General features: G+C 60.6%; 10 protein-coding genes and 4 pseudogenes. 2 read left to right on the top strand and 12 right to left on the bottom strand.

Features of this window, described 5'->3' with window-relative positions:
• Both WCA85_RS00595 and WCA85_RS00590 read right to left on the bottom strand, forming a co-directional pair.
• A partial coding sequence (locus tag WCA85_RS00595; RefSeq protein ID WP_424061038.1) for a 2-keto-3-deoxygluconate permease occupies nucleotides 1-957 on the bottom strand: 957 nt, incomplete at its 3' end.
• A 129-nt stretch (nucleotides 958-1,086) separates the two neighbouring features.
• Nucleotides 1,087-2,616, bottom strand: a complete 1,530-nt coding sequence (locus tag WCA85_RS00590) for a UxaA family hydrolase (RefSeq protein ID WP_424061037.1) — start codon at nucleotides 2,614-2,616, stop codon at nucleotides 1,087-1,089.
• Nucleotides 2,617-2,749: 133 nt separating this feature from the next.
• Between WCA85_RS00590 and WCA85_RS00585 the strand changes: the two genes are divergently transcribed.
• The gene (locus tag WCA85_RS00585; RefSeq protein ID WP_424061035.1) at nucleotides 2,750-3,472 is read left to right on the top strand and encodes a FadR/GntR family transcriptional regulator; all 723 of its coding nucleotides are present in this window, start codon (nucleotides 2,750-2,752) and stop codon (nucleotides 3,470-3,472) included.
• A 501-nt stretch (nucleotides 3,473-3,973) separates the two neighbouring features.
• Here WCA85_RS00585 and WCA85_RS00580 read toward each other — a convergent pair.
• A complete protein-coding gene (locus tag WCA85_RS00580) occupies nucleotides 3,974-5,443 on the bottom strand; it encodes a PLP-dependent aminotransferase family protein (protein WP_424061032.1) in 1,470 nt (489 codons plus the stop codon).
• Between the two features lie 72 nt (nucleotides 5,444-5,515).
• Nucleotides 5,516-7,090, bottom strand: a complete 1,575-nt coding sequence (locus WCA85_RS00575; protein WP_424061030.1) for an EAL domain-containing protein — start codon at nucleotides 7,088-7,090, stop codon at nucleotides 5,516-5,518.
• A gap of 248 nt (nucleotides 7,091-7,338) precedes the next feature.
• On the opposite strand from WCA85_RS00575, the gene WCA85_RS00570 reads away from it, so the two are divergent.
• The gene (locus tag WCA85_RS00570) at nucleotides 7,339-8,790 is read left to right on the top strand and encodes a PLP-dependent aminotransferase family protein (RefSeq protein ID WP_424061028.1); all 1,452 of its coding nucleotides are present in this window, start codon (nucleotides 7,339-7,341) and stop codon (nucleotides 8,788-8,790) included.
• Nucleotides 8,791-8,935: 145 nt separating this feature from the next.
• Here the strand turns inward: WCA85_RS00570 and WCA85_RS00565 are convergent.
• The 8 genes and pseudogenes from WCA85_RS00565 to WCA85_RS00530 form a co-directional block, all read right to left on the bottom strand.
• Nucleotides 8,936-9,382, bottom strand: a pseudogene (locus tag WCA85_RS00565) (diguanylate cyclase domain-containing protein); the annotation flags it as partial.
• A gap of 99 nt (nucleotides 9,383-9,481) precedes the next feature.
• On the bottom strand, nucleotides 9,482-9,787 hold the full coding sequence (locus WCA85_RS00560) for a hypothetical protein (protein WP_424061026.1): 306 nt from the start codon (nucleotides 9,785-9,787) through the stop codon (nucleotides 9,482-9,484).
• Nucleotides 9,784-9,990: an EAL domain-containing protein gene (locus WCA85_RS00555; RefSeq protein ID WP_424061024.1), complete on the bottom strand. Its 207-nt coding sequence runs from the start codon at nucleotides 9,988-9,990 to the stop codon at nucleotides 9,784-9,786. The genes WCA85_RS00560 and WCA85_RS00555 overlap by 4 nt, the downstream gene beginning before the upstream one ends.
• Nucleotides 9,991-10,117: 127 nt before the next feature.
• Nucleotides 10,118-10,545, bottom strand: a pseudogene (locus tag WCA85_RS00550) (IS110 family transposase); the annotation flags it as partial.
• Between the two features lie 131 nt (nucleotides 10,546-10,676).
• Nucleotides 10,677-10,841 (bottom strand): annotated as a pseudogene (locus WCA85_RS00545) (transposase); the annotation flags it as partial.
• 171 nt (nucleotides 10,842-11,012) lie between these two features.
• Nucleotides 11,013-11,133 (bottom strand): annotated as a pseudogene (locus tag WCA85_RS00540) (IS110 family transposase); the annotation flags it as partial.
• A 55-nt stretch (nucleotides 11,134-11,188) separates the two neighbouring features.
• Nucleotides 11,189-12,541, bottom strand: coding sequence for an MFS transporter (locus WCA85_RS00535; protein WP_424061022.1), 1,353 nt, complete (start codon nucleotides 12,539-12,541; stop codon nucleotides 11,189-11,191).
• 41 nt (nucleotides 12,542-12,582) lie between these two features.
• The gene (locus tag WCA85_RS00530) at nucleotides 12,583-13,578 is read right to left on the bottom strand and encodes a 2Fe-2S iron-sulfur cluster-binding protein (protein ID WP_424061020.1); all 996 of its coding nucleotides are present in this window, start codon (nucleotides 13,576-13,578) and stop codon (nucleotides 12,583-12,585) included.
• Nucleotides 13,579-13,748 lie beyond the last annotated feature (170 nt).

The following is a 13,748-nucleotide window of genomic DNA, read 5'->3' as shown; positions in this document are numbered from 1 at the left end:
AGACCTTAACTCTCCTGCATTGGTCGACTTCCGTTGGGCGATATATTTCGCAAACAATGCGGTGAACAGTGGCGCGAGTAACGAAGTGACAATCGTCGATGCAGCGATCTGAGGTGTTGCGACGGCGACTAGCGATGCGAGATGCGGGTCGACCGCAGCGATCGCGGTCGGCGTTGCGACTGCGTTGCCGGCGGTAGTCGAAACGGCCATCCCGGCGATACCCGAACTGCCGGCCAGACGCGATGCTACGACATTGATGATGCCGCCGATCATCAGTGTCACCAGTCCAAGGAGCACACCCGATACGCCCGCGCCGAGGATCGAGTGCAGGTTGATTTGTGCACCAAGGCCGAATGCAAAGAACGGGATCAGCAGGTCGCTTCCAGACTTGAGAAATGTGCGCATGTCGCGATCGATGTTGCCGAGCAACATACCGATCAAGATAGGCAAAATCGTCGCAACCAGATCGATAAACGGAATCTTTGCGAGGCCGGCCACGCCGAGGGCGAGCATCGTCACAAACGGGCCTTCGAGAATCGACAGTACCGCAAGCGCGCCTCTATCCACCTCGTCACCAAACTGTTTGGTGAGCGCGGCGTACAGCCCCATGTTCGCGTTGGTCATTGCCGCGATGATCGCCATGCTGGACAGCCCAAAAATCGGGCGCCCTTTGAAAAAATGGCTGACGAGCAAGCCTATCACCACACCGCTGGCGAGTTTTGCGAGCGTGATGACTGCGCCGTTTTTCAGCGCACGCGGTGCGGTTTTCAACTGAATCTCGGCTCCCATGCATACGAAAAACGCTGCAAGGATTGCCAACGCGCCGTGGGCGAGCGAAGTCGAGAAACTTCCAATGGTGAGTACGCCTGGGCAAAACGTATTCAGCACACTGCCCCACAACAACGGGATGACCATCATGCCGCCGGGGAATTTCTCTATGGTCTCTTTGATTTTCATTCTGTTACGTCTCCGTCGGTCGACGCACCTGCTCATTGCATGGCGCGCCGCCGCTGTTCGTATTGAGTTGGGTGATAGGGACCGCCCTGCCAACTACAGCCTTAGTCGGAGCGGCATAGACCCGCGTGCTTACATCTGCGCGCCGATCATCCAGGGCACAAACTCTTCGTTGCCGACCCCAAGCGCCTCACTCTTGCTTTCGGCACCGGACGCAACCTTGATGATCATTTCGAAGATCTCGCGGCCTTTCTGCTCGACCGTCACTTCGCCATCCATGATGTCTCCGCAGTTGATATCCATATCGTCGACCATGCGCGTATACATCTTCGTGTTCGTCGCAAGCTTGATCGAAGGCGCGGGCTTCGCGCCGAAGCACGAACCTCGACCGGTTGTGAACAGCACCAGATTGGCGCCGCTCGCAATCTGCCCGGTTGCGCCCATGGGATCGTAGCCGGGGGCATCCATGAACACGAGTCCTTTAGTGTCCACGGGCTCCGCATAGCGATATACCCCCATCAACGGAGTCGAGCCGCTTTTGGCGACCGCGCCAAGCGATTTTTCGAGAATCGTCGTCAACCCGCCGGCTTTGTTACCGGGCGTCGGGTTGTTGTCGATGCTGCCCTTTTCCCGCTTTGCGTAGCTTTCCCACCAGTGAATGCGCTCGACGATCTTCTCGCCCACTTCCGGCGTAATCGCGCGGCGCGTCAACAGATGTTCCGCGCCGTAGATTTCCGGCGTTTCGCTAAGGATCGCGGTGCCTCCGTGCTGAACAAGCAGATCCACGGCCGCGCCCAGCGCAGGGTTTGCCGTAATGCCCGAGTATCCGTCGGAACCGCCGCACTGCAGCGCGATATTGAGGTGGGAGATCGGCAACGGTTCGCGTTTGACCGCGTTGGCGGCGGGCAACATCGTTTCGATCGCTGCAATTGCCCCGTCCACGGTCTTTTGTGTGCCGCCTTGTTCCTGAATCACCAATGGGACCATCGTCGCGCCCGGTTCGACACCTTCGGCAATAAACAGCGCACCCATCTGGTTGGCTTCGCAGCCCAGTCCGATTACCAGCACACCCGCGAAATTTGGATGACGGATAAAGCCACCGATCGTGCGACGCAATTGCTGCACGCCTTCGCCGTTGTGGTCGATACAGCAACCGAAACTGTGTGTGATCGGTACGATGCCGTCGACGTTGGGATAGGCGTCTAACTTGCCGGGCACCGAGAAGTGCTGCGAAACCAGCTTTGTCACCGTGGCAGAGCAATTGACCGTGCTGACGACGCCGATGTAGTTCCGCGTTGCCACGCGGCCATCCGCACGACGAAAGCCCATGAACGTGCGCGCTTCCGCCGCCGGCGCGACGGTTTTGACGTCTTTGCCAAACGCGTAGTCTCGCGCGAAGTCGCCCATTGAAACGTTGTGTGTGTGAACATGTGCGCCTGGCAGGATCGGCTGCGTGACGAAACCAATGATCTGTCCGTAGCGGCGGACAGGGTCGCCTGCCTCAAGCGCGCGGAGTGCGACCTTGTGCGCGCCGGGAATGTCATCGCGCGTGATGATGTCGTTGACTTCAGTCAAGGTGGTACCCGCCGGAATCGGACCGCGTGCGATTGCGACGTCGTCGTTCGCATGCAGCCTGATGACCAGTGAAGTAAAATCCGCCATGTTTTTCTCCTGTTTTGTGGGGGACGGATGCACGCGTGAATTTTCCTGTCTCGTCAGTGCGCCCGCTTTCGCAAATAGTCGTTTCTCGCCCCGCGTGGCGCAAATTGGTCAGGCCACTTTGGCCGAAACAGACATGGGATTTCACAGGCTTTCTTCCGGCATTCTCGACAAGGTGGTGCGGCAGATCGAGGAAAAGGTGCTAGACGGTAGTTGGGCGGTATCGTCGCGCCTGCCTGCTGAGCGAGCTCTGGCCGAGCATCTGGGCGTGTCGCGACCGACAGTGCGTGAGGCGATCAGGCACCTCGTCAGCAAAGGGATGCTCGAAACGAAGCGCGGCAGTGGCGTGTACGTGGTGCAGAAGCAGCTTCCTGCGCTAACGTCACCCTGGTTACAGCTGGTTGGTGAACATCCCCCGCTGCGGGAAGAAACACTCGAATTCCGGATGGTGTTCGAATGCGCGGCGGCTCGTTTTGCTGCGCAACGCTCGACGCCGGACGAGTTGCATCGGCTGGAGTCGCTCATTGCCCGCATGCAGGAAGCAGTGAATACGCATGATGTCGACGCCGAAGCGCAAATGGACGGCGAGTTTCACACCGCGCTAACGGCGGCGGCGCATAACCGGATGCTTGGACAGTTCTACGCCAGCGTGATCACGATGTTGCGCGACCATATCGCCGCAAACACTTTCGACGCGACGGAGAACAATGCGAACGCGGCCGTGCAATCTGCGATGCGTATGCATCAGCACGAATCTATCTTTATGGCAGTGCGTGAGCGCAATCCGGACGCGGCGCAGCAGGCCATGTTCGCGCACATTGATTTTGTGGGGCGACAGTTCACCATCTTGGGAATCTGAAACCAGGCGCCGATCGCTGTCGTTGGCAGTCCATGGCCAGATGGGCTTCCGACTGAAAAAGCGCAACTAGGGGATCATCGCTCTCGCGCCGGATGGGGCTGCCTTTTGGAGTTTCTAATGCAACGGTCCGACATGGTCGAAACGGATGATAACGCTTAAGATTGCTAACGCCCATCAAGCGTCATTCGACTGCGCCGGATGATGGGATGGTGAAATTGGGGATGTGATAACAAGGAGCGACCAACGCTCAAACCCTCGTTCAAGATGCGTGGTGACCGGCGCGACCGTCGCGCGCGGCCCTGGTAACAAACCAGGCATCCGCTTCCGGAGGACTCGCGACCAGCAGGTCGGTCAACCGCATCCGCGAGGATGTAGGCCTGCGCTCTGGCCACCGCAGAACGGGACCAACGGGCGGGACCCGGCGAAAACCGGACACGAGGTAACGCTTAAACTACGAGGTAGTCTTACGCCGACTTTAAGCCCAGCTCGCACGGGCTTCGATCATGGCTCCTCGCCTGTCATATGTTCCGGTCCTTCGCGGCTATCATTTACGGCCACTCGCTCGGCGGCTAGCCGCCGGGCCAACTTGCCCAAGGTGTGTAACTCCCTCTCCACGTCCTGCGTCCATGGGCGACCATAGTTAAGTCGGACGTGGTGCCGAAATTCGCTACCGCTTGAAAAGATAGCGCCTGGCGCAATCGCGATGTCATTGGCTTCAGCAATTTCGAACAGATGCATCGCATCGACACCATCTGGAAGCTCGACCCACAGGAAGAAGCCGCCCGGAGGCCTAACCACCGACGTCCCCTCTGGAAAGTACCGCAATACGGCCTGGATCGTCTGCGCTTGCAGCAGCGCCAGGTCACGGCGAAGTTTGCGCAGACCTCGGTCGTAGTCCCCATGCTCAAGATAGTCGGCTATCGCGTATTGCGCCGGCACGCAAGCCGATGACATGGCCATCCAGCGCGCGTGCTCAATTCTGGAAGCGAAGCGCCCCGCGGCCACCCAGCCTACGCGCAGTCCTGGCGCAAGAGTCTTTGAAAATGAACCGCAGTGCAGCACCAGGCCGTTAGAATCGAACCGCTTGGCTGGACGCGCCGGGCTAGCGCCAAAATGCAGTTCGCGGAATACGTCGTCCTCGATCAGTGGCACGCCATGTTTTGCCAGCAGAACGACGAGGGCTTCCTTCCGCTGGTCGGAAAGCGTTGCGCCGGTTGGATGGTGCAGTGTTGTCACAAACCAGCAGGCTCGCACAGGATGTTGTTGGAGCGCGTCCGCCAGCGCGACGAGATCGAGCCCGTGATGTGGATCGACGGGGATTTCCACAGTCCTAAGATGAAGGCGCCGAACCGCGCCTTGTACGGCATGGAACGCTGGCCGTTCTATGGCAATCGTATCGCCCGGCCGCGTGAGCACCTGAAGGCACAGTGTCAAGGCATCGAGCGCACCGCTGGTCACGACGACTTCATCGATTGGAACCGCAACACCTGTGGCGATATAACGCAGCGCGATCTGGCGGCGCAGGTCTGTTTCCGCCTTTCCCGCCGACAGCCCATTCCAGGAAAGCCCCATCCTCCGGGTCGCCGAGGTCCACGAGCGCGAGAGCCGGCCGAACGGGAACAGTTGAGCACTTGGCTCCGAAGCGCCAAGTCCGGGATGTGCGCACCGCCGCTGAGCCTGCATGAAACGGACAACCCGACTGTCGCCCTCAGCATCGTCAACGTTGCGCGTTGAAGCGATTGTGACCGATCTGGTCAGCGCCGGTCGCCTCGTGACAAAAAAGCCCGAACGTGGCTTTGCGACGATCAGACCCCGTCGTTCGAGCATGTAGTAAGCGTGGAAGACTGTCGAAGCACTGACTCGATACGAACTGCTCGCCTGCCGCACGGACGGTAACCGCATGCCGGGCTCAAATGTACCGTTCGCAATCATCTTTTCGAACTGTGCCGCCAGTTGAAGATAGCGCTTCATTCATTAGGCATGCTTATTTATTTGAAGTGGATCTTCGATCCGGAATGCTTTGGTTTAACATGGAATGTCAGGCTAGTAGTTTCGGACCCGCCAACCGAGCACGGTCGCGGCTCCGCCCGTCCTGGAAGACGGTGCGTTGATGGTCTGGAGAAATTCCTTCAGCCGGTTGGCGCTGAGCGCTCGGCTGTAGAAAAATCCTTGACCAAACTCGGCCCGGCTTACCCGTGCAACATTGTGATGCGCCGCATTCTCAATGCCTTCGACCACGACCACGGCACCCAGGTCGTGGCCCATCTTCGTCAACGCATCGAGTTGCCTGGAGCGCTCATCGGGGTCCAGTGTCAACACTTCCCTGTCTATCTTCACCATTTCAAAGCTGATGTCCTTCGGCAGCTGAAGTCCGAGGTCAGTGGAGCGCACGCCCGACAGGGCAAAACGCACGCCTTTCTCGCGAGCCTCCGTCATCATCGGGATCAGACGCGGTCCAAACTCCCTCACGCTGGCCGCATCGATTTTGAGTATCAGAGGTGGAAAACCGAGGGAGTCGTCGTCGCCAATCTCCGCCATGAAAGCGGAACTCTTAAGGTGAGAAGAAGGCGCAGTAACGCCGAGGTAGAGTGATTTTGGAGCGCCGACTTCACGCAGTTCCTGTGTGGCAAGCGAGAAAATGAAACGCGTCATCGGACCCATCAGACCGCTGCTCTCCACGAACGGCATATAGTGCCCCGGGCCCAATGCGCCATACTTCTCATTGTCCCATCGCAGCAAAGCTTCGACGCCCACGCAGCGGGCCCGCCTCACGCCAACGACGGGTTGATACTCAACATGAAATTCGCCGCGACGAAGCCCTGCACGCGCCGCGCGCAGCAGGGCCCTGTCGTACCGAAGCCACCTTTTGATGCTCCAGCCAACACCAACTGCGAAAACAGCGAGGAGGACTGGCCACAACAGGAAGCCGAATATGGCCGATGCTCGAATGCGGTCTGTCGGAATGTCTGTTGCTGGCTGCATCGAAGGGAGCCTTTCGATGCCATTCGAGGGCGCGAGCGCTGGTCTTTCTTCGCAAGCTGCCCCCGATGAGCAGCCCGAAAGCGAAGTCACCGGCGGTTCCGGGGTCTCCTTCAGGCGATCAACCTGCGACGAGGAACCAGCGGCTGCCGCAATTGCGGATGCCCCGGCCGCGTTTTGATCTGCCGTCCCGGGGTACCCCATTTCCCACGGCAGTTCCCGGAGCAGCATCACAACCTGCGGGCCGCCGTTGACGACGGCATGCGCGAGGCCAGAAGTGTCGATCGAGGCATCGTTCAGCGAATCGCAAGTATTCGGTGGTGCAGGCATCAGGCCAGCGACCGGTCCCGCGAGCTCGGCGGGAACGACGAACAGCTGCGGAGGGTGAGCGCAGGCGATCCCGAAGCGAAGCGGGCGCGCTGGTGCTGGTGTGTCAGCAAACCAGTCCTCCAGTTGCTCCCACACGTTGCGTTCCAATGTTGAACCGCCGCGGGAACCGGCGTCAACGGTCGCGTCTGCGCGAGCTAGTGAACTGCAGACGCAGGCGACCACGAGCATGGCCATCACACGTCGCCGTGGCCGACACAGCACGATGAAGGCAGGAAATCGAGCGATCGGTAGCGGGAATTCAAATGCCATTGGTTTGTCGTTAAAAGATTCGGCTTTAATAGCGCCTTCGATCGGGCGTTAGGCGTTGGCGAAACATCGGACGAAAGGGAAACTCTCTGCGCCGCACTTTGCCAGCGTATGCGCGGCCGCAATAGAATCAGATTGCAAATAAAAAGTCGTATCAGTTCATGAATGGCGATCGCGCAGCCTTGGCAGGGCGCAAGGTCAATCTGATCTGACGACGGCAGCGGCTGCTGCCAGTGCTGTTGGGAGACAACTTGAAACGTTACGAGAGACTGGCCAACCAAATCACCGAACTCATCGAGCGCGGCGATCTGCCGCCTGGAGCGCGCATCCCTTCGGTTCGCGCAGCGTGTAGGGCTTGGGGCGTAAGCGCAGCAACGGTATTTCGGGCGTACTACCTGCTCGAAAATAGGGGCTTGATTAAGGCCCTGCCACGTTCGGGCTATTTCGTTTCTGCGACTGCCAAGGAACTACCGGCACAGAAGTCTCGGGCCTCTTGCTCGGCCGGTACGAAGGCGGTCAATATCAGCGAGCTTGTTTTCGACGTCCTCCGTACGACCAAGCGGGCGGAAACCATCGCACTTGGTTCGGCATTCATGAGTCCGACGTTATTTCCGATGGCGCGTGTCGGAAAGTCGTGCGCGACGGTCAATCGTTCAATGGATCTGGCCACGATGGTCGCCGGGTTGCCGCCGGGACACGAGGGCTTGCGCCAGCAGATTTCGTTGCGTTACCTGATGGCGGGGATGACTGTGCCTGTCGACGAGATCATCATCACGAGCGGCGCACTTGAGGCGCTGACCCTGAGCGTTCAGTTGCTGACTGATCCAGGCGATGTCATCGTGATCGAAAAGCCAACGTTCTATGCAGCCCTGCAGGCAATCCAGCGCCTGGGTCTGAACGTGGTGGAGATTCCTGTTGACCCTGTGACGGGTCACGACCTCGAAGCGCTGGCGCGGGCGCTGCAGCACCATCCTGTTCGCGCATGCTGGTTCATGACCTCATTCCACAATCCGACCGGGGTGACACTGGACGATTCCAGGAAGCAGGCGCTGGTCGATCTGCTCGCCAGCCACGACGTGCCGCTCATTGAAGACGACGTCTACAGCGAACTGCACTTCGGCGCGGCGCCGACGCGGCCCGCGAAATTCTTTGACCGCAAGGGTCTTGTCATCCATTGCGGTTCGTTTGCAAAGTGCCTCGCGCCCGGCTACCGCGTCGGCTGGGCCGCGGGCGGCCGGTTTGCCGGTGCGCTGGAACGTGAAAAATGGATGACCACCCTCTCGGCCAGCGTACCGGCGCAGCGCGCAATCGCCGACTATCTGGAGCACGGCGGGTATGACCGCTTCCTGCATAAACTACGTCGTGAGTTGGCCCGCCAGCAATCGCAGATGCTCGACGCGATTGGCCGTTACTTCCCGGCGAATACAAGGGCGACGAGGGCTGACGGTGGCTATTTCACGTGGGTGGAGTTACCGCATTACATTGACTCGGTACGCCTCTTCCAGGCTGCGCTGGACAGCGGTATCAGCGTCGCTCCGGGGCCTATCTTCTCTGCGGACGGCGCCTTTCGACAATACGTGCGCCTGAACTATGGATACCAGTGGTCGCCGCAACTCGATAAAGCGGTCGCCACGCTTGGCGCTTTATGCGCGGACGAATCGCGCTGCGGGGCAAAGCTGGCCGGTCCGGTACGGGCGCCTTGACCGTCGCGTCGAACTCACCCGCACGTCGTACTGGCCGGTTAATCGTTAAGCTTGTGCACGACGACACGCGCCTTGCCCGCGATACGCCCGCGAACCGCGCAACCAGATCGCCGGCACGCAAGCAGCGGCCGATCCGGTGCGCGATTTCAACCAGTACTTCGTCGCCACACCGATGCCCCTATGTATCGTTAACCGCTTTAAAATCATCCAGGTCGACAAACATGAGGGCCGTCACACCGTTGCCCCCTGCTTCGCATATCAGTTCCAGCCTGGCGAGAAACGAATGTCGATTCGGCAGGCCAGTGAGCGGGTCGTGAAGTGCGTGATGCCGCGTGCGATCAAGGAACGCTCTTCGCTCAGTCACATCCTGTGCCAGCAGATAGAATCCGTCAGCTAAGCGGTCGAGCGTATGACGCAGAACCAGCACGCCATGCAGGACACGAGGGCTGCCGCCAAGCTTCGCCTCGACCTCGTACTCGACCCTTTCGCCGTCGAGCGCGCGTTGGACGTATGGCTCGATGGCCTCGGCATATTCCGGGTCAAGAACCTCATGGGTCAGCCGTCCTGCGATCTGTTCAGGGTCAAGCCCCAGCCACTGCCGATAGGTCGAGTTGGCGAACTGGGCCCGTCGCTCCCTGCACGGAAGACGAAGTGCAATGCCTGCAAAAGCGGATACCCCGTTCCCTGCTTACTACGGTTCCTGCGCAAGCCGCGGATTGGACAACGCATCCCTGACCACGAACGGCTCGTCGCATTGGGGCGTACGGCAATAGAATGTCTGCAGCTTACGTACGACTTCCGGGTCGCATCCGCTTACCGCCATGACTTCTGGCTGGCCCACGTCGTCGAGAATGACTGCGCTGGCAGGCAAATTCAGCGCACGCCTGGCGATCCTCGCCGCTCGCTCGAAGTACTGGTCGCCGCCACTCTCTGAAGGCAGATTGGCAATGATTGGTTGTCGCTGCAGTCCCACATCCATGACGTACTTGTTTTTCACGCTTCGTGCCCCGTTCCAATCTCGCCTTGCCTGTTGTCCATTGATGCTCTCGACAAGGCAAACACACCGAGCTGCTGAATAGTCATCGGTTTCCCGTACCAGTATCCCTGAGCGAGGTCGGCGCCCGAAGACTGTATCGCTTCATGATGTGCGTCGGTCTCGACGCCCTCCGCGACAACCTTCGCTCCAGGCGTATGCACCATACGCGACTACTGACCTTAGAAACAGGCAACGCGCATCGCCGCGCATGGCATCGGACCGGCCGATTCACAGATATCCTCGACGAAGCGTGCCTCCGTTAGATGCCGCGCGCAGATATTTACCGATACATTTCAGATCTTCCCTGGCAGCCGACCAGGCGCGTGCCAGGTTTCGGAACGCTTCGTCTTCAACCGATGGCGCATGTACGGCCTTGAGGTCGCCGGCGCGTAGCGAACGCACTAGCTTGATCGCGTCGCGACTGTCTGTCTTGACGTGGTCTCCCGGTTTCCGTGGAATGAGTGACGGTGCGCAGACCATGCAGTCGAAGCCTTATCGACCAGCCTCCTGTACAACCCATATCCGCAGGGCCCCGCTTCATAGACAAAGCAGATGTGCCGCGCCTTTGTTTGCAACTTCTTGCACAACCGATCGATATCAATAAGCATGGTGCCGACCTTGCCAAACAGTTCAACTTCGCTCATGCCGATCGCGTACGCAACCGTGATCGAATCCTTATGGACATCCAGTCCTACGTACAATGTGCTATCGCTTTCCACGCTGGCCTCCGTGTCGGAACAGACCGTTGAGCGGTGGCTCCGTCCCCACTCAATGCGGCTCTGGCAGCACGCTAACCCGCGCTTAATTCCCCTCGGCGGCCAGCCTTGCCGAACGGGAGTCATACTGAGTTGCTGATACCCAGCAGCCTGACGCGGCCGCCCGTACCGGTCTCTCGCGGTACCAGGCCCAGGAAGGCGGCAAACTCCCGTCCTGAGCCGAACGCACGTGGGTCGCCCATCGTAGCCACCGCTGCCGTTGCTCCCAGCAGGCCGACGCTGGGAATCGCCATGAGCCGCCTGGTCGCCTCGTCTTCGCGCTTCCAGCGCTGCCAGCCTGCGCCCGATCGTCGCAATGTCCTGAGTGAGCGCTTTGATGCGCCGTAACTGCTCGCGCAGCGTATCAATCACCATCCTTGGCAGCGCGTCGACCAGCTCTCCGAGAACCCGCACAGCATCAGTCATGCCTTGCCGCCCGGTCTGGACGGTAGCGCCAAACTCATACAACGGTCCGTGCACCTCGTTAATCTGCATCTGACGCATCTTGACCAGTTGTTCGCGCACCCGGTGCAGCGTCAGTACGCTCTGCTGCGATGAATCAGCCGGAAAGCCGTAGGGGCTTCCGGCCGAAAACTGAATGACGGGTCTACCGCACTGCGCTCGCCTCGGCCACCGCGGCACGAGAACCGTAGATGCGCCCCATCACGAACACACTGAGACCCGCGACGAGCACGGGCCATGCTGAAAAGCGGAAGATGTCCGCCGGCGTCCAGTGCGCCGAATACAGCATGCCCGCAACGAGCGGCCCAGCGATACCGCCGAGCCGGCCGATGCCGAGCGCCCAGCCCACGCCGGTCGAGCGAAGGTTGATCGGATAGTAGACAGCCGCGAGCGCGATGACGCTTTTCTGTCCGCCGCTAATGCAGAAGCCGGCGCAGAACACCATCACCATCAACCACGCGATGCTGCCAGAAAACGCGTCGCCGACGAGCCACATGAACATGCAGCCCGCGAGGTACATCACCGTCAGCGTCGCATAGGGGCCGACCCGATCCATCGCGAGGCCGAGCGGCACGGCCGACAGCACACCCGCTATGGTCGGCAGCGCGGTCACCCAGACAATCGTCGAGGGCGAATACTTCAGACCGGTCAGCATCGTGGGCAGCCAGCTCTGCATGAAGTAAAACTCGGCGAGGTTGAGGAAGAAGATCAGCCACAGCAGCACGGTGCCGGCGGACGTGCGCCCTTTGACCAGCGCCGCGACGCTCGCACGCGTTTCGTTCTGGTCTTCAAGCCGGAACGTGCTGCCGGCCGGCACGTCGACTCGCGGGAAAAGCCGCCGCAACACGGCGCCCATACGTTCGTCGCCGTGCGGGCGCCGTTGCAGGAAGGCCAGCGATTCCGGCAGCAGCCACGCGAGCGGCAAGGTTAGCGCGAGCGGCGCGAGCGTGCCGACCAGCATCAGCGACTTCCAGCCGTAGGCGGGGATGAGCGTGCCGGCCGTGAGCCCGGCCACGACGAAACCCAGCGAGAAGCCGCAATACACCAGTAGTACGAAGGTGGCGCGCAGCCGCTTCGGAGCGAATTCGCAGGTCAGCGCGACGGCGCTCGGCGCGGCGGCGCCCAGGCCGATGCCGGTCAGAAAGCGCAAGCCGATCAGCTCGGTCACGTTCGTCGCAAACACGGTGAGCATCGTGAACACCGCGAACAACACGGTGCTCATCAACATCATGCGTTTATGGCCGAAGCGCGCCGACAGCGGCGCGACCGCCAGATAGCCGACCATCAGGCCGACCAGCGCCGCAGAAAAGATCGAGCCGAGAATCTCGCGCGACAGATGCCAGTCGCGTGAAAGAGCCGGCACGATATAGCTGATCGCCTGCGTGTCGAAGCCGTCGAGAAACATCAGCAGCGCGCATAGCAGTATTACCAGACACTGTCCGGCGCCGACCTTCTGGCGTTCAATGACCTCGACTAGGTCGATAAGGGGGGATGCCACGGGTTTGTCTCCTGGTTATTGTGGGAAAAGCCTCTCGTCTTCTAAGGACGGGTATCCGTGTGGACGAAAGCGTCGCTGAAGAAATCCGGCTCGGGCAGGCCGGCTTCGGCGAACGTGTCATGCGCAGCGCTCGTCATTGCCGGGTTGCCGCACGCATAAACCTGATAGCCGGCGAGCGAGCCGAAATCATCGAGTACCGCCTCATGCACGAATCCGCGCCGGCCGGTCCAACTGTCGTGCGGCTGGGACAGCACGGGCACGAAGGCCAGCTTGCCGCTTGTATGCCATTTCCTCGCCAGTTCGGCGAGGTACAGATCCTCCTCGCGGCGCGCGCCCCAATACAGATACATAGGCCGTTCGAGCTTGCGTTTGATCGCGTCCTCGACGATCGACTTGACCGGCGCGAACCCCGTCCCGGTCGCCAGCAGGATCGCGGGGCTCGTCGAGTCGTCCTGCAGCATGAACTCGCCGAACGGCAGTTCGACGCGCAGCTTCTGTCCCTTCTCCAGCCCGCGCAGCACGCCTTCGGAAAATCTGCCGCCCTGCACGTGACGCACGTGAAGCTGGATACTGTCGCTTTCATGAGGCGGATTCGCCATCGAGTAGTTACGACGGCTGCCGTCTTCGAGTTCGATCTGCAAATACTGGCCGGCGCGAAACTTCGCGCGCACGCCAGTAGGCAAGCGCAGTTGCACGACGCTGACGTCGGCAGCGGGTTGCGTGATGCGATACACGGACATGTCGAGCGTCTTGCGCACGACCGGTTCTCGCTTTTCGACCTTGCGCGGTGCAATCGTCATGTCCGAGGACGGCCGCAGGCAACACAGCAACACCCGCTCGGCGGGGCCTTGCACTTCGCCCTGCACGGTCGACCGGCCGGCGCCGGCCACCACGCAGCCCTCGCAGGTCGAGCACACGCCCTTGCGGCAAGAATACGGCACGCTGTAACCCGAGCGCTCGGCGGCGTCGAGCAGGGTTTCGCCAGCCTCGCAGCGGAACGCGACATCGCTTCCCGCGATAGAAATCCGGTAATCCAAAATGTGACCTCGATGAGCAGTTATGCTGTTTCAACCGACTTGGGCGGGCAGCACGGTCCCGGTCGTCACGAGACGGATCGCGCCTGACAGCGGCGCGGCATCGGCGCGCAGCGTGCCGGCGATGTCGAAGCCGCTGCCGTGGCCCACGCTCGAGAACATCACACCCGCGC

The sequence above is a fragment of the Paraburkholderia sp. genome, assembly GCF_049581445.1.
In the GTDB taxonomy this organism is placed as follows: Bacteria; Pseudomonadota; Gammaproteobacteria; order Burkholderiales; family Burkholderiaceae; genus Paraburkholderia.
Note: the sequence above shows the minus strand (reverse complement) of the source record. Positions and strands in the feature narration are given on the sequence as shown.

Excerpts from the sequence above, each read along its gene's own strand:
- WCA85_RS00590 (WP_424061037.1), bottom strand. The coding sequence starts at position 2,616 with ATGGCGGATTTTACTTCACTGGTCATCAGGCTGCATGCGAACGACGAC.
- WCA85_RS00585 (WP_424061035.1), top strand. The coding sequence starts at position 2,750 with ATGGGATTTCACAGGCTTTCTTCCGGCATTCTCGACAAGGTGGTGCGG.
- WCA85_RS00580 (WP_424061032.1), bottom strand. The coding sequence starts at position 5,443 with ATGAAGCGCTATCTTCAACTGGCGGCACAGTTCGAAAAGATGATTGCG.
- WCA85_RS00575 (WP_424061030.1), bottom strand. The coding sequence starts at position 7,090 with ATGGCATTTGAATTCCCGCTACCGATCGCTCGATTTCCTGCCTTCATC.
- WCA85_RS00555 (WP_424061024.1), bottom strand. The coding sequence starts at position 9,990 with ATGGTGCATACGCCTGGAGCGAAGGTTGTCGCGGAGGGCGTCGAGACC.